17 protein-coding genes are annotated in these 17,786 nt (G+C 63.9%); 8 read left to right on the top strand and 9 right to left on the bottom strand.

What is annotated here, in order from left to right; genetic code table 11:
* The first annotated feature begins 12 nt into the window (after nucleotides 1–12).
* From QC821_RS06405 to trkA, 3 genes are read left to right on the top strand one after another with little or no spacing between them, the layout of a single operon-like run.
* A complete protein-coding gene (locus tag QC821_RS06405; protein ID WP_309718547.1) occupies nucleotides 13–1,992 on the top strand; it encodes a DUF4118 domain-containing protein in 1,980 nt (659 codons plus the stop codon).
* Nucleotides 1,982–2,725 (top strand): response regulator transcription factor, encoded by a 744-nt coding sequence (locus QC821_RS06400; protein WP_309718544.1) that lies wholly within the window; start codon nucleotides 1,982–1,984, stop codon nucleotides 2,723–2,725. Before QC821_RS06405 ends, QC821_RS06400 begins: the two co-directional genes overlap by 11 nt.
* Nucleotides 2,722–4,095: a Trk system potassium transporter TrkA gene (gene trkA / locus QC821_RS06395; protein WP_309718542.1), complete on the top strand. Its 1,374-nt coding sequence runs from the start codon at nucleotides 2,722–2,724 to the stop codon at nucleotides 4,093–4,095. Before QC821_RS06400 ends, trkA begins: the two co-directional genes overlap by 4 nt.
* A 48-nt stretch (nucleotides 4,096–4,143) precedes the next feature.
* Here trkA and QC821_RS06390 read toward each other — a convergent pair whose 3' ends face one another.
* From QC821_RS06390 to QC821_RS06380, 3 genes are all read right to left on the bottom strand, one after another.
* Complete coding sequence (locus tag QC821_RS06390; protein WP_309718540.1) at nucleotides 4,144–5,094, bottom strand: sulfurtransferase; 951 nt, start codon at nucleotides 5,092–5,094, stop codon at nucleotides 4,144–4,146.
* A gap of 70 nt (nucleotides 5,095–5,164) precedes the next feature.
* Complete coding sequence (locus tag QC821_RS06385) at nucleotides 5,165–5,734, bottom strand: carboxymuconolactone decarboxylase family protein (protein ID WP_309718537.1); 570 nt, start codon at nucleotides 5,732–5,734, stop codon at nucleotides 5,165–5,167.
* Between the two features lie 108 nt (nucleotides 5,735–5,842).
* On the bottom strand, nucleotides 5,843–6,430 hold the full coding sequence (locus tag QC821_RS06380) for a TetR/AcrR family transcriptional regulator (RefSeq protein ID WP_309718534.1): 588 nt from the start codon (nucleotides 6,428–6,430) through the stop codon (nucleotides 5,843–5,845).
* A 223-nt stretch (nucleotides 6,431–6,653) separates the two neighbouring features.
* On the opposite strand from QC821_RS06380, the gene QC821_RS06375 reads away from it, so the two are divergent.
* The 4 genes from QC821_RS06375 to QC821_RS06360 all read left to right on the top strand — a co-directional run bounded on the left by QC821_RS06375 (nucleotide 6,654) and on the right by QC821_RS06360 (nucleotide 10,857).
* Complete coding sequence (locus QC821_RS06375; protein WP_309718532.1) at nucleotides 6,654–7,358, top strand: hypothetical protein; 705 nt, start codon at nucleotides 6,654–6,656, stop codon at nucleotides 7,356–7,358.
* A 163-nt stretch (nucleotides 7,359–7,521) separates the two neighbouring features.
* Nucleotides 7,522–9,894 (top strand): PqqD family peptide modification chaperone, encoded by a 2,373-nt coding sequence (locus QC821_RS06370; RefSeq protein WP_309718529.1) that lies wholly within the window; start codon nucleotides 7,522–7,524, stop codon nucleotides 9,892–9,894.
* Nucleotides 9,895–9,959: 65 nt separating this feature from the next.
* Entirely contained in the window at nucleotides 9,960–10,238 is a 279-nt protein-coding gene (locus tag QC821_RS06365; protein ID WP_309718526.1) for a hypothetical protein, read from the top strand.
* 76 nt (nucleotides 10,239–10,314) lie between these two features.
* A complete protein-coding gene (locus tag QC821_RS06360; RefSeq protein WP_309718524.1) occupies nucleotides 10,315–10,857 on the top strand; it encodes a DinB family protein in 543 nt (180 codons plus the stop codon).
* A gap of 17 nt (nucleotides 10,858–10,874) precedes the next feature.
* Here QC821_RS06360 and QC821_RS06355 read toward each other — a convergent pair whose 3' ends face one another.
* From QC821_RS06355 to QC821_RS06345, 3 genes are all read right to left on the bottom strand, one after another.
* Nucleotides 10,875–11,093, bottom strand: coding sequence for a zf-HC2 domain-containing protein (locus QC821_RS06355; RefSeq protein ID WP_309718521.1), 219 nt, complete (start codon nucleotides 11,091–11,093; stop codon nucleotides 10,875–10,877).
* Nucleotides 11,090–11,698 (bottom strand): sigma-70 family RNA polymerase sigma factor, encoded by a 609-nt coding sequence (locus QC821_RS06350; protein ID WP_309718518.1) that lies wholly within the window; start codon nucleotides 11,696–11,698, stop codon nucleotides 11,090–11,092. The genes QC821_RS06355 and QC821_RS06350 overlap by 4 nt, the downstream gene beginning before the upstream one ends.
* A 175-nt stretch (nucleotides 11,699–11,873) precedes the next feature.
* Nucleotides 11,874–12,086 carry a hypothetical protein gene (locus QC821_RS06345; RefSeq protein ID WP_309718515.1) on the bottom strand — a complete coding sequence of 71 codons (213 nt, stop codon included), beginning with the start codon at nucleotides 12,084–12,086 and terminating at the stop codon, nucleotides 11,874–11,876.
* Between the two features lie 366 nt (nucleotides 12,087–12,452).
* Between QC821_RS06345 and QC821_RS06340 the strand changes: the two genes are divergently transcribed.
* The gene (locus QC821_RS06340) at nucleotides 12,453–12,878 is read left to right on the top strand and encodes a DUF3617 domain-containing protein (protein ID WP_309718512.1); all 426 of its coding nucleotides are present in this window, start codon (nucleotides 12,453–12,455) and stop codon (nucleotides 12,876–12,878) included.
* Between the two features lie 26 nt (nucleotides 12,879–12,904).
* On the opposite strand, the gene QC821_RS06335 is transcribed toward QC821_RS06340, so the two are convergent.
* The 3 genes from QC821_RS06335 to QC821_RS06325 all read right to left on the bottom strand — a co-directional run bounded on the left by QC821_RS06335 (nucleotide 12,905) and on the right by QC821_RS06325 (nucleotide 17,614).
* Nucleotides 12,905–13,318 (bottom strand): SpoIIAA family protein, encoded by a 414-nt coding sequence (locus QC821_RS06335; protein WP_309718509.1) that lies wholly within the window; start codon nucleotides 13,316–13,318, stop codon nucleotides 12,905–12,907.
* Between the two features lie 73 nt (nucleotides 13,319–13,391).
* The gene (locus QC821_RS06330; RefSeq protein ID WP_309718505.1) at nucleotides 13,392–16,520 is read right to left on the bottom strand and encodes an efflux RND transporter permease subunit; all 3,129 of its coding nucleotides are present in this window, start codon (nucleotides 16,518–16,520) and stop codon (nucleotides 13,392–13,394) included.
* Nucleotides 16,520–17,614 (bottom strand): efflux RND transporter periplasmic adaptor subunit, encoded by a 1,095-nt coding sequence (locus QC821_RS06325; RefSeq protein WP_309718502.1) that lies wholly within the window; start codon nucleotides 17,612–17,614, stop codon nucleotides 16,520–16,522. Before QC821_RS06325 ends, QC821_RS06330 begins: the two co-directional genes overlap by 1 nt.
* Nucleotides 17,615–17,786: the final 172 nt, after the last annotated feature.

Genomic DNA, 17,786 nt, shown 5'->3' with positions numbered 1-17,786 from the left:
GGAGTAGAAAGCATGCAGGAGAGTGTAGAAGCGGACACATTGGCATCGAGCCGCCTGGCGCCCGTACGCCTGCTGGTGGCGCTGAGTGGGGGAGACGAAGATGCGGCCCTGGTACGCTCGGCGCATCGGCTAGCGGTTCGTGATGGGGTGAATTGGTGTGCTGCTTACGTGGACAGTGGCGGTGTAAACCCTCACCGGCGGCAAATCCTGGAGCGAGACTTTGCCCAAGTGCAACGGCTGGGGGGCGAGACACGGATCATCGTGGGCCAGGACCGTGCGCGAGAGCTGGTGGCCATGGCCAGGGAACTCAAGGTGGCCACCCTGCTGGTAGGCCACGGACGACCCTCGGGATGGCGAATCTGGCGTCGACCGGTCGCGGAGCGGCTAGCACGCCTGGGAGGGCCCTTCGACCTGGTGGTGGTTGCCGAGGCGCGCCGGCGGCCCCGTTTCCGGCCCCGCCGACGCGGGATAAAGTGGCGCTGGCGTGATCCGGCCATCGCGGCGGCTGCGACGCTGGCGGCCTTGGGGCTTGCGGCAGGGCTGGCGTCCTGGCTGGAGTTGGGCTCCCTGTCACTGCTATTCCTTGCTGCGGTGCTGGTCAGTGCAACCCTGGCAGGCACACGCTCGGCCATGCTCGCCGCCCTGCTGGGCTTCGTTGGCTTCAACTTTTTTCTGACTGAGCCACGTCACTCCCTGGCCATGGTAGAGCAGGACCAGGTGGTAACCATCGTCGTCTATTTATTGGTTGCGGTGGTCGTGGGGCAGTTGGCCGGCAGCGCGCGCAAGCGCCTGCTGGCACTGCGTGCCAGTCGCGAACAGACCTATCAGCTGTTGACCTTCTCGCGCGAGCTGGCCATGGCGACGCACCGTGAACAAGTCGAAGCGGCCGGCGCTGCAACGCTGATGCAGTGGCTGGGTTGTCCGGTGGTCGTGTTGGGTGCAGCCGAAGATGCTGACGATCTGCTGCCGTCGCGCAGTGCCCCGCCGGGGGTGTCGCTGGATGCCGGGGCTCAGACAGCGGTTGCCTGGAGCCGTCGCCATCTTCGCCGGAGTGGCAAAGGCACTGAGCAGCCGATGGATACCGATTGGCAGGTCATTCCGCTACTGGAACAGGATCGCCTGGTGGCTCTGGTTGGACTGGCGCTGGGACAGAGAGAGCGCTTGCCTTCCCCTGATGAGGAGGGGCATATCGATGCCATGCTGCGGCTGCTGTCTCTGGCGCTGGAGCGTACGCGTCTGGTGGCAGACCTGGAGGCTTCACGACTTTCCGAAGAGAACGAGCGACTCCGTTCGGCGCTGTTGGCATCGGTCTCGCATGATCTGAGGACACCGTTGGCGTCGATCATTGGCTCAGCGAGCACGCTGCGCGACCTGCGAGACCAGCTCGGTGCCTGCGACCGCGCCGAGCTGCTTGATGGCATTCTCAGTGAAAGCGAGCGGCTGGATCGCTATATCCAGAACCTGCTGGATATGACCCGCCTTGGGCAGGGAGGCCTCAAGTTGGAGCGCGACTGGATCGCCCTGGACGATCTGGTGGCGAGCGCTCTCAAACGCCTGGGGCCAGTGCTGCAGGGGTTGGAGATACGGCGAGCGTGGCCGGCCGAACTCCCGTTGCTGTATGTGCACCCGGCTCTTATCGAGCAGGCCCTTATCAACGTCATCGAGAATGCTGCACGCTTCTCGCCACCTGGCGGAGTACTGCGTATCGAGGCCGGCCATTCTCCGGCGGATATCTGGCTCGCGGTGACTGACCAGGGGCCGGGTATCGAACCGCACCTGCGTGAACGGGTCTTCGACATGTTCATTACCGGCGGAGAGGGGGATCGCGGTCGCCATGGTAGCGGTCTGGGCCTGGCTATTTGCCGCGGCATGCTGGGCGCTCATGCCGGCAGTGTCACGGCCCTGCCGGCCCCCGACGGTCAGGGCACGCGCATCGTGATGCGTCTTCCCCTCCCTCAAGCGACACAGGCGAGCGACGCGCATGGTGACTGAGCCTCAACGCATTCTGGTGATCGACGACGAGCCGCAAATCCGTCGCTTTCTGCGGATCAGCCTGGTCTCCCAAGGATTCGTGGTTCACGAGGCGCAAAGCGGTGGAGAGGGCTTATCGCTGGCGCTCGAAGAGCTCCCCGACCTGGTGCTGCTGGACCTGGGCCTGCCGGATATGGATGGCCAGGAGGTGCTTAACCGTCTGCGCGCGCGTAGCCAGGTACCGGTCATCGTTGTCTCGGTGCGGGGACAGGAGACCGAAAAGGTACGCGCCCTGGACCGTGGCGCCAACGACTACGTCACCAAGCCTTTCGGCATTCAGGAGCTCCTGGCCCGGATTCGTGCCTTGCTGCGCCATCGCGATGAGTCGCCGTTATCCCTGGAAGGAGGCTGCTATCGCCGGGGTGGCCTGGTGATCGACCTCGGTGCACGGCGTCTGTGGCATCACGCGACGGCTGTGCACCTGACGCCCAAGGAGTACGCGGTGCTCGAGCGGCTCTGCCGACACGCCGGCCGGGTGGTGACCCAGACCCAACTGCTGCGCGAGGTGTGGGGGCCCAGCCACGTCGAGGATAGTCACTACCTGCGCATCGTCATCAGCAAGCTTCGCCACAAGCTTGGCGACGACCCGGGGGCGCCAGCTCTGCTGCAGACCGAGGCCGGTATCGGCTATCGCCTGCTGGTCGAACGTGATGACTCGGCGGCGATGGATAACGACACGGAGAACTTCTCATGAAAATCATCATTCTCGGTGCCGGTCAGGTCGGCGGCACCCTGGCGGAGCATCTCGCCCACGAAGAGAACGACATCACCGTGGTCGATACCGACGGCGGTCGGCTGCGTGATCTGCACAATCGTCTCGACATTCGCACCGTGTCCGGCCCCGCCTCCTACCCCATGGTGCTGCGCCAGGCCGGCTGCGAAGACGCCGACATGCTGATCGCGGTGACCAACTCCGACGAAGTCAACATGATCGCCTGCCAGGTCGCCCACACCCTGTTCCGCACCCCCACCAAGATCGCCCGGGTGCGCGCCACCGCCTATCTGACCCGCAAGGGCCTGTTCGCCCACGAGGCGGTGCCCATCGACGTGCTGATCAGCCCCGAGCAGGTGGTCACCGACCATATCCGCCGCCTGATCGAGTACCCCGGCGCCCTGCAGGTGCTGGAATTCGCCGGCGGCCAGGCCCAGCTGGTGGCGGTCAAGGCCTTCTACGGCGGCCCGCTGGTCGGCCAGGAGCTCGGCTTCCTGCGTCGTCATATGCCCAACGTCGACACCCGGGTGGCGGCCATCTACCGCCGCAACCGGCCGATCATTCCGCGCGGCGACACCGTGATCGAGGCCGACGACGAGGTGTTCTTCATCGCCGCGCGGCGTGACATCCGCGCGGTGATGAGCGAGCTGCGTCGCCTCGACCGCGACTTCCGCCGCGTGGTGATCGCCGGCGGCGGCCATATCGGCGAGCGCCTGGCCGAGAACCTCGAACACAGCCACCAGGTCAAGATCATCGAGCACGACCTGGAGCGCTGCACCACCCTCTCCGAGCGTCTCGACCGCACCGTGGTGCTGCACGGCAGCGCCACCAGCAAGCGCCTGCTGCTGGAGGAGAACATCGAGGATTGCGACATCTTCTGCGCGCTGACCAACGACGACGAGGTCAACATCATGTCGTCGATGCTGGCCAAGCGGCTGGGTGCCAAGAAGGTGCTGACGCTGATCAACAACGCCGCCTACGTCGACCTGGTGCAGGGCGGCGAAATCGATATCGCCATCTCGCCGCAGCAGGCCACCATCGGCAGCCTGCTTACCCACGTGCGTCGCGGCGACATCGTCAACGTCCACTCACTGCGCCGCGGCGCCGCCGAGGCCATCGAGGCGATCGCCCACGGCGACGCGCGCTCGTCCAAGGTGGTGGGCCGTGCCATCGACGAGATCGACCTGCCCAGCGGCACCACCATCGGTGCCATCGTGCGCGGCAAGGAGGTGCTGATCGCCCACGACGATGTGGTGGTGGCATCCGGCGACCACGTGATTCTGTTCGTGGTCGATAAGCGCCGCATCCGTGACGTGGAGCGGCTGTTCCAGGTCGGCCTGACATTCTTCTGACAGGCAGAGTGGAGCCCGAGGCAGTGGGTGGGCCGATGACGTTTCGAATCAATCGCCGGTGAGCAGCTCGAAGCCGCGGCGGGCCAGCTGCACCGGGCGCGATTCGCTGACCGTCCAGGCGGCCATCGAGCCATCGTACATGGCGACATTGTCGAAGCCGGCGATCTCGCTGAGCACAAACCAGTCGGTGGCGGCCCAGTGGCCGGTGTTGCAGAACGCGATGGTGCGCTCATCGCGGTTCAGTTCGGCGGCATTGATGCGCGCGTCGAGTCCCGCGGTATCCAGGTAGAAGGCACCGTTGCGGTCATTCAGGTGGCTCTGGTGTGGCAGGTTGCGTGCCCCCGGAATCGTACCCGCTAGGCGTACCGCGGGGGAGGTGGTCCCGCCGGTGAAGTAGTCCGACGGGCGGGCATCGACCAGCTGGGCCTGGCGTTGGCGCGCCTCTTCCACCTGTTCGGTGGTGGCGATCAGTGCTTCGCGCAGTTCGGCCTGGAAGGGGGCTGGCTCAACGCTAGGCGTCGGGCCGCTGGCTACCTCGAAGCCTTGCTGCTGCCAGCCGGCGAAGCCGCCGTCGAGAATTGCCACCTGGTCGTGGCCGAGGATCTTGAAGGTCCAGTAGATGCGCGCGGCGGTGCCGAAGTCGGTGGGGCCGGTGCCGGCGGGGACGATTACCACGCTATGCTCGTTGCTGATGCCGAGCCCGCCGATCAACTGTTCCAGTTCATCGACGGCGGGCATCAGGCCGGCGACGTCGTTGCGGCTCTCACGCCAGCCGTCTTCGCCGTAGCGTGTGTGCAGGCTGCCGGGAATCTGCGTCGCTTCGAACGCGTCACGGCCACCGCCGCCGTCGATATCCGAGCGCACGTCGAGTACCACCAGGTTGTCCTCATCGAGGTGGCGGTTGAGCCAGTCGGCGTCGACCAGCGGTGTGAGTTCAGAGGAGTACGACTGTGCGGAAAACCCTAGAGTAGCAAGTGTCAGGATCAGGATACGTAACATGGGATTGCCCTCATGCAGATGATGTCATGCCGGTGCAGCGCATGATGCTGCACCGGCATGAATAGGTAGGTTAGCCCTGCCAGGCATGGCCGGCAAAGGCATCATCCAGCGCCGGGTGGTTCACATGGTTGGCGTAGTTGGAGAGCGTCTTCACCGCCATGGCCAGTATGATCTGCAGGACATGCTGCTCCTCGAACCCGGCCTCGAGAAACGTCTTGACGTCGGCCTCGGTCGGCTTGCCGCGCGTCTCGAACATGACGCGCGTGAAGGCGCTGAGCGCGGCCAGGTGCTGATCGGGGATCGGCTGGTCGGTGCGGATGGCCTCGAGCACGTCGGCCGGCACCTGGGACATCTTGTCGGCCAGCATGCTGTGGGCCGACATGCAGTAGCCGCAGCCGTTGAGACGGCTGATGGTCAGGAACACCACTTCCTGCTCGGGTGGCGCGAAGCCGGAGGCCTCGCGGAACAGCTCATAGCCGTGCAGGTAGGTGCTCAGCACGCCGGGGGCCTTGGCCATGCCCTCATACATATGCGGCACAAAGCCCAGCTTGTCGTTGGCCTTCTCGAGCAGCGGGCGTGCCTGGTCGTCGGCGTTGTCGAGGGTCTGGGGGGCAAGCTGCATCTGGTAGTCGGCTGACATGGTGTGACTCCTGTTTGCGGTGGAGGGTACTCACGGTACCTGTAATATGGATTGATCAGTCCAGAATCGGCAAAAAAGCTCCTCTAGTGACATGCGAGTATCGAAGCGTTAGCGAAGCGACGCTAGAAACATCGTGGCGGCGGCTTGCGTGGCGGCGCGATCCTGGGTCGATTTGAGCAGGGTACGCAGCCCGGCCATGCCCATCGTCAGGTAGGTGGCCAGAGCCTTGGAATCACGCTGAGCATCGATGTCTCCCTGGCGCTGGGCGGCGACGATCACCTGCTGAAACAGCGCGGTGATGGCGTCGAGACTGCGCCGCGCCTCCTCGGCTGCCAGCCCTTCACGCTGGCCAAGCTCGCCTGCCGAGTTGAAGATCAAGCAGCCCAGCGCGGCGCGCTCGCTGCCGGCCTCGGCGGCGGTATCCAGAAACAGCCCTTCGATGAATGCCAGCGCCGAAGGTGCCGCCTCGGATCGCTTCGCGAGGCGCACAAGCAAGTTGTCGCGGTAGCGGCGCATCGCCTCGAGAAACAGCTGCTCCTTGTTGCCGTAGGCTTGATACAGGCTGCTACGCGAAATCTGCATGGCATCGAGCAGATCTCGCGTCGAAGCACTGTCGTAACCACGCGCCCAGAATACCTGCATGGCGGCACTGGTGGCTTGGTCGGGGCTGAAGGCAATGGGGCGTCCGCGTGTCATGCCGTGAATTTAGTACCAATCAGTCCATATATCAAGTGCGCGTGATCCGGGGTTGGGCCGAAAAACAGGTGTAAGGAACGCAGTGTGATCCAGACCAAGTCGGTATGGCGCCACGTACAGGGAGCCTCCAGGCCGCTGACAGCTGGCGGCGAGGCGTAGCGTTAGCGCCATGGCACGACAACACACGCTGTCGTCGTCCATCAGTGATCGAGGAGATCTGACAATGACAATACAAGACGAGAAGCGCCGCAGCTTGCTGGCACGGCTGAGCCGCCAATTGGGCTATACCGCGCCAGCGCTGGTGTTGGTAGCGGGTGGTTCGGCGTTTCAGGCGATGGCCGGTGAGGCGCCTGACAGTCGCTCATTCACTAGCGGCCAGGACGCGCCGCTGATGCTGGCAGAAGCCCACGCCGAAGGCCAGGCAGAGGCCGAAGGGGAGGCAGAGGCAGAAGCAGAAGCCGAAGCAGAGGGTGAAGCCGAGGCCGAGGGGGAAGCCGAAGCCGAGGGAGAAGCCGAAGCGGGTGACCATGACAGATCTGCGGTCGAGCGCCCCGACGGCTATACCCCGGGGTATGACGAGTCGGGTGATAACCCCGCCGAGCTGATCGCCCGAGGCGAGGTGCTGTTCAACGATACCTCGCTGAGTACCAATGGCCTCTCCTGTGCCAGCTGCCACGGGGCCGATGGCTTGTCGGGATATCAGGACACGTTCAATGACCCTTACCCCCATGAGGTCGCCATGGGCATGGACATGTTCTCGATGGAGCGCGTGCATGCCGACGAGATGGTCCAGCTGTGCATGGTCGCCCCGATGGATGCCGAGCCGCTGGACTGGGATTCTCAAGAGCTGGCAGCACTATCGGCCTACGTGGTTGATGCTCAGAAGCGCTTCGCCGGCAACAGCACAGGGCACAACTGCGATACCTGACCCATGCATGAAAGGGAAGGCGGGGCCTTCCCTTTCACCGCCGCTGCGGTCGCGAGGCTCGTCAGAGATCTTGGCTTGTAAGGACTGGCGTGTGGCGACGACACAGGGAGCAGGATTGCAGGTAGTGCATGACATAGCGACGTAGCCAAATGAGGGCAGCGCGATGACGAAGCAGAGTACGCCGCAACGGCGGTTTTGGCTGGGCGGCAAGCGGGCCGACGAGCAGGATCGTTTCTTTCGCGAGGCGCTGGAGCCACTGGGCTGGAAACAGGGTGATGAAGACCACTGGGACGCGGCGTGGATCACCGGCATGCCGGAGAGCAAGCAGTTTCGCCGCGTGACACCGCAGCGCAGCATGAACCACTTTCCGGGCAACGCCGCGCTGACGGTCAAGAGCCGTCTCCACGACAGCCTGGCCAACCTGCGCGAGCACATACATGCCAGCCATGGCGCCGAGAGCGAACTGGCCCAGCGGCTGGCATTCTTCCCGCGGGCCTATGTGATGCCACACGACTACCACGCCCTGCAGGCCGCCGCACTGGCAGATCCGCAGCAGCGCTGGATTCTCAAGCCCACCAATGCCTCCAAGGGCAAGGGGGTGCGGGTACTGCAGGACGTGGCCCAGGCGCCGCTGGCCGCCGACTGGCTGGTCCAGGAGTACCTGGCCAACCCTCACACCATCCGCGGCCACAAGTATGTGCTGCGCCTGTATGTGCTTATCTCGAGCATCGAGCCGCTGCGTGTTTATCTCTATCGCCAGGGGTTTGCCAAGCTGGCTTCCGAGCCCTGGGACCCCGACGATGTCGACAACCCCTACAGTCAGCTGACCAACCCTGATATCAATGCGCTCAACACCGATGCCGAGGTGCCGGTGGAGTTCATCGATCTCGAGCGCTACCGGCACTGGCTGCGCGAGCAGGGCCATGACGACGAACAGCTGTTTGCCAAGATCGAGGACCTGATTGCCTTGACCGCCATCTCGGCGGTGGATGCCATGCAGCAGCGTACGGCCCAGGTCGGCGCCGACCCCAAGGGCTGCTACGAATTGCTGGGGCTCGACTGCCTGGTGGACGACACTCTCAAGCCATGGATTCTCGAGTGTAATCTCAGCCCGTCGCTGGGCATCTGCGCCGCCCCCGAGACCGGTGGCCTGGTCGAGGAGCGCGTCAAGGGGGGGCTGGTGCACGACATGGTCGCGCTGCTGGGCATTGGCGCGGCCCGCGATAGCGATGACTCGCTGCTGGCCGAAGCTCAGGCGGAGGAGGCCCGTGGCGGCAACTTCCAGCGCTTGCTGCCCGCATCCGAACCCGAGCGTTACCTGCCCTATTTCTCACTGCCGAGGCTGGCCGACGTGCAGCTGGCCGATGCCTTGAGCGGCGTGGCCGTGCCACGTCCACGCCTTGGGCGTCGCCACGTGGCAGAGCTGCTCGACGATGACCAGCTGGCGCTCTATGCCACCCACACTCACCGCTACTATCGGCCCAACGACAGCGCAGCGCTGATCTGGCTGCTGGCCACCGAGGGGGTCGAGCCGGATGCCATTGCCGACGAGCTGGCCCGGGCGGCGGAGGCAGAAAAGGGCGGCAGTGTGGATCGTGACGTCCTGCGTCGCGAGGTCTGGGCCACGCTTGGCGAGTGGTGTCGCGATGGCCTGCTGTGTCAGCGCGGTACGCAAGATGCCTCGCGGCATGCCAGCGAGGCAGCGCCCGCCGAGATCGACGCTACGCCACAGGCCATGCAGTTGGCCTTCGATGGCAAGCGCTGGGCACTGTATCTCCCCAGCGGTCCGGCGATGAACCGGCTGACGGCACTCTTCGCCGGGGCGCTGGTGCCGCTCAGTGAACAGGCTGCAATACACCTGCCACGTCTCGACGTCCTGCGCGAGACCGCGGGCTACAGCCTGGCGGCGGGCGGCGAGGTAGTTGCCGGGCGAGTGACGCTGGCCCAGCTCGGCCCTGCGCTGCTGGGCTATCTGGTGCGCCAGGCCTGCACGCCGGATCACCCGGTGCTCGACGCCGGCCTGCTGATTACCCCGCAAGGCACCGGTGTACTGTGCCTCTTCGCGGTTGGTGAGCATATCGACGTTGCCCAGCGGCTGGTATCGGCGGCAGACGGCGTACTGACGCGAGGCGTGCGGTTATCGCTTGACGCTGCGCCGGTCATCGAGCCGCTTGGCCTGCCTATCCCGGAGATCTTTGCCGGCATGATACCCGACCTGCCGAACCGCATCATGCTGCAGGGCGTGCTGGTCGCGGGTGACGGCGATGACGCGCTAGGCACGCCATCGGCGCTGGATGTGCTCGGCACGCTGCTGGCCTGCTGCAGCGCTCCCGACGACGCTGCGGCTGAGCCAGAAATGGTGATGGCACTCGGCGAGTGGCTGGGAGGGCTGTCGAGACGTTCACTGGGGCAGGAAGCGCCCAGCTTCGCGACGCTATCGGGCTGGTTTGCCGAGCTCGAAGCGGCACGCCAAGTCACCGAGCAGAACGCGCCGTCGCCTCACGGCGGCGTTGCTAAACGCGCGTCGACTCCTTAGGTTGGCGTACTGCATGACGGCATGCCGTGGCATGTCGCCTATTCATCATCACGGAGGTCATCATCATGACACTGCAAGATGAGAAACGAAGAAGCCTGCTGGGGCGTCTCAGCCGCCAGCTCGGCTATGCCGCTCCGGCGCTGGCGCTGGTCGCCAGCGGTGTGGCGTTCCAGGCCGTAGCCGACGATTCGGCCACCTCTGCGGGGTTCAGCGGGAGCCAGGAGGCACCGCTGATGCTGGCAGAGGCCCATGATGCAGAAGCCGATCCCGAAGCCGAAGGAGGGGCAGAAGGCGAAGCTGAGGGTGAAGGGGAAGCAGAAGCCGAGGGAGAAGCCGAAGGCTGATTCATTGGCGTGCCGGGCCGGACGCCACTCAGGCGCCGGCCACGGCTAACTTCCATGTCATCAATGGGGTCTCGACATGACCACGACAGAGTCCACACCTTGTACACCTGACCGGGCGCTCATCGAGGAGAACCAGGTGGCCCTGGCACAGCTGAGACACCTCGTTGCCGGCCTGACACCGGAGGCGTATCAGCAGGCGGCCGGCCGCCAGGGCCGCCATACGCTTGGTAAGCACGTCCGGCATATCATCGACCACGTCGAGGCGCTGCTGAATCTCGGCCCGGAGGAGGGCGTTATCGACTACGAGCATCGCCGCCGCGACGCGCGTCTCGAACAGTGGCCGCAGCAGGCAGCGAACCGGCTGGATGATCTCGAAGCCCTGCTGGCTGCTTTTGCCCCCCAGCGAGAGGCGGCGAGCCTGCACTACCCTGTCGGCGATGAAGCGCTGACGCTCGATACCAGCGTGTCGCGTGAATTGGCCTTTCTGACCAGCCACACCATTCATCATATGGCGATCATCGGCCTGCTGGCCGAGCATCAGGGTATCCCGCTCGCCGAGGATTTTGGCGTCCATCCCTCAACGCTAAGGCACTGGCAGCAGCAAGCCGCGTCCTGTTAGGCGGCCGTGGGACATGTTCAGTCCCGGGTATTGTCCGGATCCGCCCCGCGCCCGGCGCGTTCGATGTCCTCCTCGAAGCGTCGGCCCACCTCATGCAGTAGCGTGAACTGCTTTTCGCATTGACGGCAGGGGTCGCACATCATCAAGTGGAACGTCAATGACATGCGCTCCTGCAAGGACAGGCTACGATCCTGCTTGAGCGACATCAGGCGAGTGGCTCCCTTGCACATCATCATGGTGATTCCTCCTTCAGCCAGCCACTCTCGAGGCAGCTACGCAAGCGCAGCCGTGCGCGGTGCAGAATGACCCAGCAGTTGTTCTCCTTGATACCGATCTCCTGGCAGATCTCGGCGGTGGAGAGGCCCATCAGCTCACGCATCGAGAAGACCCGGGCGACGTTGTCCGGTAGGGCGATCATGCAGGCGTCGAATACCTGCCAGAAGCGCTCGTTCTCGAACATAGCATCCGGTTCGCCCCAACTGGCGGGGCGGGCATGCTGATGCCAGCGACCGTTGTGCTGGAATAGGCGATCGACCACATCGTCGTCACCGGCTTCCTCGAGCGGTTGCCACTTGCCTTGGCGCTTCTGGGTGCGCAACGTATCGAGAATCTTGTATTTCAGGATGCCGAATACCCAGGTCTCGTATCCGGAGCGCCCAGCAAAGCTGGCGTCCTTCTCGATGGCCGCCATCAGGGCTTCCTGAACGGCATCCTCGGCCAGTGCATTGTCTCGCAGGTGCAGGCGCGCAAAGGAGACCAGGCGCGGTCGTACCGCCGTCAGCCGTTCCATGCGTGAGGGCGATGTCGCGGGCTTGTCTTCGTCGGACAGCGGGTCTGTCATGCTTGTCATCCTCCGTCATCAACATCGCCATGTGTCACGGGGCAGTGTAAGGTCTGTACACTTGGCTGTCCTGATGCTGAAGGATTTATGTACCTCCTCTTGCGGATGTCGAGCAGCGAGCTTGCCAGGCCGATGGCGTGGGGGGGATCGAGGGGATAACGGATCGGCAACCGAATCAGCCAGTGGAATCAAGCCACGAGGTGATATCGGCTAGCCGCACTTCGTCGCAGACATTGCAGTTGAGGCAGCGCAGCAGGCTGCTCTCCTTCGAGTAGCCCTCGATCCGGAAGTACTGCAGCATCATGTCGGGGGGTGACTCAGCGTTGCCGCAGCGCAAGCAGGTAATCTGCATGCCAAAGGCGTGAGCAATGACATCGATATGTTGCATGGGATCTATCCTTGATCGTAGGGGGAGCTACCCAGCGTCTTTTTTATGCCATTTTTCTTTTCTCTTCCTTAACCTGGGTTAGCTTAACGGGTCTCTATCCGTGAGAAGGTGGTGGCCGTTGAGCAAGGATCGCTCAGCCATGGAAGACGCGCCCAGGATGGCGCACTAGCACAAGGATGCATGGGCAGGATGCCCATGGAGGCTGCAAGGAGTGCAGTGCTGAGAAGGGCCTGGCCGGAAACGGTCGGGCCCTTCTTCTTGTGCGTGGTACTTGGTGGGTGCCTTCGCATGGCGTCGCGGCTGGGCTAAGCTGTCGAAACACCACGCCTGTGACAAGGCGTCATTCACTGTTTCGGAGGTTGTCCCATGCTGTTACGCGCTCTGGCATCTGCTGCGCTGCTCGCTTTCCCACTGGTCGCGCTGGCGGAATCCCCCAATCTCACTCCAGGCGAATGGGAGTTCACTAGTACCACCACGGTAGAGGGCGATTTCCCGATCCCTGATGAAACCGATACCCACCGCGAGTGCCTGACCCAGGATGCCATCGATGAGGCCAATGCGGCGTTCGTTCAGGAAGAGGAGGGCTGCGAGTTTCTCGAGCAGTCGGCCAGCAGTGAGCGCATGAGCTATCGCATGTCGTGCCAGGGCGAGGGCGGTGAGGCCATGGTCGAAGGCGAGATGCGCTACTTCGAAGAGCGCATGGAAGGCGATATGCGGGTCGAGACCACCACACCGATGGGCGACATGATCATGAACACCAGCATGGAAGGCGAGCGGCTCGGCGACTGTTGAACGGCAACGCCCGCCAGCATGCCCTATCAGCCTGCCGCGGCGCCCGCCACGGCAGGCTCGGGCGCCTCGGGGCGGTGGCGTGCCCACTCTAGTGCGGTGGCGTGCTGATGAGTGGGGAAGACGCGCATCTCCTGCGAGCGCAATAGCCGATCCTCCAGTCTCACCACACGTCTTACCCAACGCTTGTCGCTAACTACTGCGGCGCGGTAATAGTGCGACAGCTCACTCAGCTGGGTCAGACCGTAGCCGATGTCACGCAGCAGCGCGGTGGCGGTCATCCAGCGCATCTGGTCGAGCTCGACGTAGAAGCTGATGCGCGGCTGCTGGCGCTTGGCCTCCTCGATGGTGTCGATGATGACTTGCAGATCTTGGCCATCGACGCGGCCGCTGACACGCATCGCGACTAGATGGGCGGCGCCTGACGGTAGTAGTTCTATCATCTCATGGCCTCCTGTTGGACCCACCACAGGGTGGTGGGGTGGATCCTCAACAGCAGCATAGCAGCCCCGCTCCTCAGTGTGCCTCATGAGCCGACGCAGGGGTGTGATGATCGTCCATTTCGCGCTGCAGGCGGCGCTGCACATCCCCCGGCGAGCCGGTGTTGCGTGCCAGCAGGTCGTAGGCCACCGGCACCACGAACAGCGTGAACAGGGTCGCTGCGGCCACCCCGCACATGATCACGGTGCCGATTACCAGGCGCGTTTCAGCACCGGCACCGCTGCCGATGATCAGCGGAATGGAGCCTGCCATGGTGGTCACCGCGGTCATCAGGATCGGCCGCAGGCGTGTCACCGAGGCATCGACCAAGGCGTCGTGGAAGGCTACGCCCTGGTCGCGCAGTTGGTTGACGAACTCGACGATCAGAATGCCGTTCTTGGCCGCCAGGCCGATCAACATCACCAGCCCCACTTGGCTGTAGATATTAAGCGACTGTCCTGTGAGGAACAGCCCCAGCAGGGCGCCGCTCATCGCCAGCGGCACGGTGAGCATGATCACGAAGGGGTGCACGAAGCTCTCGAACTGGGCGGCCAGCACCAGGAACACCACCAGCGCTCCCAGCAGCAGCAGGAAGGTGGTGGCACCACTGGCTTCCTGAAAGTCCCGCGAGGGGCCGTCGACATCGGTCTGTGCCTCGGCGGGCAGAATCTCGTCGGCGGTCTGCTGCAGGTAGTCGAGGGCCTCGCCGAGGGGATAGCCTCCCGCCAGGTTGGCCTCCAGGGTGATCGAGCGCACCCGGTTGAAACGGCTCAGGGTGCTGGGACCGGCGAAGTCGGTCAGGGTGACTAGACTGGCCAGCGGGATCAGTTCACCGGAGCGCTGCGAGCGTACCTGGATATTGTCAAGGGCGCGGGCGCTGCGCTGGGCGCGGCGGTCGCCCTCGAGAATCACGTCGTACTCCTCGCCGTCATCGACATAGCGGGTCACGTTGCGCCCGCCGAGTAGCGTCTCCAAGGTACGGCCGATCTCGGTCACGGTGACGCCTAGCGCGGCGGCGCGCTCGTAGTTGATGTCGACGCGCAGCTGCGGCTGGGTCTCCTGATAGTTGCTGTCTAGTGCGGTAAGCCGTGGGTTATGCTCACGGATATGTTCGAACATCATGTCGCGCCATTCGGCGAGCTCCTCATAGGTGCCGCCGCCGAGCACGAACTGCACCGGCTTCTGGATGCGCTGGCCGAAGCCTTGGCGCATTACCGGCGAAGCCGTTACCCCGGGTAGGTCGCGTAGTTTTGCGCGCACCTCGTCCATGATTTCCCAGGCGCTGCGGCGACTGCCCCAGTCCGCCATGTTGACGATCACGAAGCCGTTATTGAAGTTTTCGATATTGCCGAAGCCGCGCGGTGCGCGGATTACCACCCGCTCCAGTTCACCCGACTCGACCATCGGTTCGAGGCGATACTCGATCTCGTCCATGTAGTCCATGATGTAGTCGAAGGTCGCCCCCTCCGGCCCATTGACCAGGATGATGAAGTTGCCGCGATCCTCCTGGGGGGTGTACTCGTTGGGCAGGCTGCTGGCCAGCCAGCCGGTGCCTGCCACCAGTGCGATGAACAGCGCCAGCACCAGCAGGCGCAGCTTGAGTACCTTGAGCAGAATGCGCCGGTACAGCCGCTGACTGAACTCGAGCAGCGCCTGCACGGCGTGGGCCAGGCGGCCTTCATGCATATTGGGGCTGAGGATCTTCGACGCCATCATCGGCGTCAGGGTCAGCGCCAGCAGGCTCGAGATGGCCACCGCGGCGGCCAGGGTCAGTGCAAATTCCGAGAACAGCCGGCCGATGTCACCTTGCAGCATGCTCAGCGGCACGAATACGGCGATAAGTACCAGGGTGGTGGCGATGACCGCGAAGGCGATCTGGCGGGTGCCGCGGAAGGCCGCTACGAGCGGCGTCTCGCCGTAGGCTTGCATGCGGCGGTTGATGTTTTCGAGCACCACGATGGCGTCATCGACGATCAGGCCGATGGCCAGTACCAGGGCCAGCAGTGTCAGCAGGTTGATCGAGAAGCCCAGTGCAGCAAGCGCGATAAAGGCGCCGATCAGCGCAATCGGCACGGTCACCGCCGGTACCAGGGTGGTACGCAGGTTGCCGAGGAACATGAATATCACCACCACCACCAGGCCCATGGCGATGAACAGCGTCATTACCACCTGCTGAATGGCACCGGAGACGAACACCGAGGAGTCGAAGTTCATGCTCAGTTCCATGCCTTCGGGCAGCGTCTCCTGCAGGCGCTCCATCTCGGCGGTGACGCCTTGCGAGACCTCCAGCACGTTGGCGGTGGACTGCTTTATCATTCCCAGCCCGACCATCGGCACGCCGTTGGCGCGAAACACCGAGCGATCCTCCACCGAGCCGATCTCGACTCGCGCCACATCGCCCAGTCGCACGATATAGTCATCGCTGCGCGACAGTGCCAGGGCGCGGAAGTTGTCTGGCGTGGCGAAGTTGCGCGGCAGGCGTACTACGAACTGGCGATCGTCGGACTCTATCGAGCCCGCTGGCAGCTCGACATTCTCGGCACGCAGGGCATCCTCGACATCGCCCGCGGTGAGGTTGCGCGCTGCCAAGGCGTTGCGGTCGAGCCATACACGCATGGCGTAGTCGCGCCCACCACCGACCCGAACCCGGGCTACGCCGGGTTGCACCGAGAAGCGGTCGACCAGAAAGCGATTGGCATAGTCGGTGAGTTCGGGAATGTTGAAGTCTTCGCCGGAGAGACTCAGCCATAGGATCACGTCCTCGCTGCTGTCGGCTTTCTGCACCTCGGGTGGGTCGGCTTCATCGGGCAGGTTACGCAGAGCGCCGGAGATACGGTCGCGTATATCGTTGGCGGCGGCGTCGATATCCATCTCGAGGCCAAACTCGATATTGATCCGCGAGCGGCCATCCTCGCTGGAGGAGGTAATGAGCTGGATGCCCTCGACGCCGGCAATGCGATCCTCGAGCACCTGGGTGATGCGGGTTTCGACCACGCTGGCCGAGGCACCGGGATAGCGGGTGTCGATGCTGACCACCGGCGGGTCGATGGAGGGATACTCCTGCAGCGGCAGGCGTTCCAGGGCCAGGAAGCCGAATGCCACGATCAGCAGGGCGAGGACCGTGGCCAGGACCGGGCGTTGAACAGAAACATCCGATAAGCGCATCAGGCGTCATCCCCGCGGTGCTGCTCGAGGATCTCGCGGATCGAGTGTTCGTCGTCGGCAATACCCAGCAGCCGCACCCGGTCGCCGTCGCGGACCCGCTGCACGCCGTGGCCGACCACCAGGTCGCCGGGTTCGAGCCCCTCCAACACCTCTACCTGGCCGGCGCGGCGCTCGCCGATCACGATCTCATGGCGGCTGATGCGGTTATCGTCGTCCTCGTCGATGAGCATCACGTACTGCCGCTCGCCGCTGGGTACCAGCACGCTCTCGGCCACCACCACGGCGTCCCTTGGACTGCGCTGCAGCACGACTTCCATCAACATGCCTGGGCGCAGGATCAGGTCGGGGTTAACAAACTCGGCGCGCACCTGGACGCTGCGGGTAACCGGGTCGACCCGGGCGCCGATGCTCGCCACCTCACCCTCGAACTGCTCATCGGGGAAGGCCACGCTATGAGCGCTCAGATTTAGGCCGGGACGCAGGATTGCTAGATACACCTCGGGCACGCTGAAGTCGAGCTTGACCACGTCGAGCTTATCGAGGGTCACCAGCTCCATGCCTGGTGTGACCAAGGCGCCTCGACTGATATTGCGAAAGCCCACCACGCCGTCGAAAGGGGCGCGGATACGGTGGCCCGACAGGCGCGCTTCGATAGCTTCGATGTCTGCCTCGATTTGGCGCAGGCGTGCTTGACTATCTTCAACGTCGGCCCGCGAGCCGAGATTGCGTGACTCAAGTTGTGAGGCACGGGACACGGCGTTACGGCGCTCGTCACGCAGTGCCTGGGCTGCGCGCAATTGGGCCTGCTCTTCGCTGTCATCGAGCTGCACCAGCAACTGGCCGGCCTCCACCTGCTCGCCGTCGATGAAGTTCAGCTCGCGTACGATCTCGGTCACGGTGGCCGAGAGCGTTACGCTCTCGTCGGCGCGCAAGGTGCCAAGGGCTTCGAGAGGATCGGACCAGCGCTGCTGATCGGCGCGGGCACCAATCACCGCGGTGCGCTCGTCAGTCAAAGCGATAACGCTGTAAAGGCAGAGGGAGAGCGTCAGGGCAAGCGTCAGCCAGGCGCGAGGCGCCATCGAAATAAGAATCATGATGTCTCTACACGGTCGATGAGTCGGCAGGTGCACCTCCTGTGCTCCCCCTGTCATTAGGCTACTTATCACTACGGCCAGTAATGTGACAAGAATGAGGTATTTTGCTGACCTTATTAGGTGATGCGGTAATTGTACAGAATGTTTTTGATGGTATAAGTTCAATCCCTCA

It is taken from the genome of Franzmannia qiaohouensis (genome assembly GCF_031451695.1).
Classification (GTDB): domain Bacteria; phylum Pseudomonadota; class Gammaproteobacteria; order Pseudomonadales; family Halomonadaceae; genus Franzmannia; species Franzmannia qiaohouensis.
Note: the sequence above shows the minus strand (reverse complement) of the source record. Positions and strands in the feature narration are given on the sequence as shown.

What these genes read in the sequence shown, in the direction of transcription:
- QC821_RS06405 (WP_309718547.1), top strand. Translation starts at nt 13, where the DNA reads ATGCAGGAGAGTGTAGAAGCGGACACATTGGCATCGAGCCGCCTGGCG.
- QC821_RS06400 (WP_309718544.1), top strand. Translation starts at nt 1,982, where the DNA reads ATGGTGACTGAGCCTCAACGCATTCTGGTGATCGACGACGAGCCGCAA.
- trkA (WP_309718542.1), top strand. Translation starts at nt 2,722, where the DNA reads ATGAAAATCATCATTCTCGGTGCCGGTCAGGTCGGCGGCACCCTGGCG.
- QC821_RS06390 (WP_309718540.1), bottom strand. Translation starts at nt 5,094, where the DNA reads ATGTTACGTATCCTGATCCTGACACTTGCTACTCTAGGGTTTTCCGCA.
- QC821_RS06385 (WP_309718537.1), bottom strand. Translation starts at nt 5,734, where the DNA reads ATGTCAGCCGACTACCAGATGCAGCTTGCCCCCCAGACCCTCGACAAC.
- QC821_RS06380 (WP_309718534.1), bottom strand. Translation starts at nt 6,430, where the DNA reads ATGACACGCGGACGCCCCATTGCCTTCAGCCCCGACCAAGCCACCAGT.
- QC821_RS06375 (WP_309718532.1), top strand. Translation starts at nt 6,654, where the DNA reads ATGACAATACAAGACGAGAAGCGCCGCAGCTTGCTGGCACGGCTGAGC.
- QC821_RS06370 (WP_309718529.1), top strand. Translation starts at nt 7,522, where the DNA reads ATGACGAAGCAGAGTACGCCGCAACGGCGGTTTTGGCTGGGCGGCAAG.
- QC821_RS06365 (WP_309718526.1), top strand. Translation starts at nt 9,960, where the DNA reads ATGACACTGCAAGATGAGAAACGAAGAAGCCTGCTGGGGCGTCTCAGC.
- QC821_RS06360 (WP_309718524.1), top strand. Translation starts at nt 10,315, where the DNA reads ATGACCACGACAGAGTCCACACCTTGTACACCTGACCGGGCGCTCATC.
- QC821_RS06355 (WP_309718521.1), bottom strand. Translation starts at nt 11,093, where the DNA reads ATGATGATGTGCAAGGGAGCCACTCGCCTGATGTCGCTCAAGCAGGAT.
- QC821_RS06350 (WP_309718518.1), bottom strand. Translation starts at nt 11,698, where the DNA reads ATGACAGACCCGCTGTCCGACGAAGACAAGCCCGCGACATCGCCCTCA.
- QC821_RS06345 (WP_309718515.1), bottom strand. Translation starts at nt 12,086, where the DNA reads ATGCAACATATCGATGTCATTGCTCACGCCTTTGGCATGCAGATTACC.
- QC821_RS06340 (WP_309718512.1), top strand. Translation starts at nt 12,453, where the DNA reads ATGCTGTTACGCGCTCTGGCATCTGCTGCGCTGCTCGCTTTCCCACTG.
- QC821_RS06335 (WP_309718509.1), bottom strand. Translation starts at nt 13,318, where the DNA reads ATGATAGAACTACTACCGTCAGGCGCCGCCCATCTAGTCGCGATGCGT.
- QC821_RS06330 (WP_309718505.1), bottom strand. Translation starts at nt 16,520, where the DNA reads ATGCGCTTATCGGATGTTTCTGTTCAACGCCCGGTCCTGGCCACGGTC.
- QC821_RS06325 (WP_309718502.1), bottom strand. Translation starts at nt 17,614, where the DNA reads ATGATTCTTATTTCGATGGCGCCTCGCGCCTGGCTGACGCTTGCCCTG.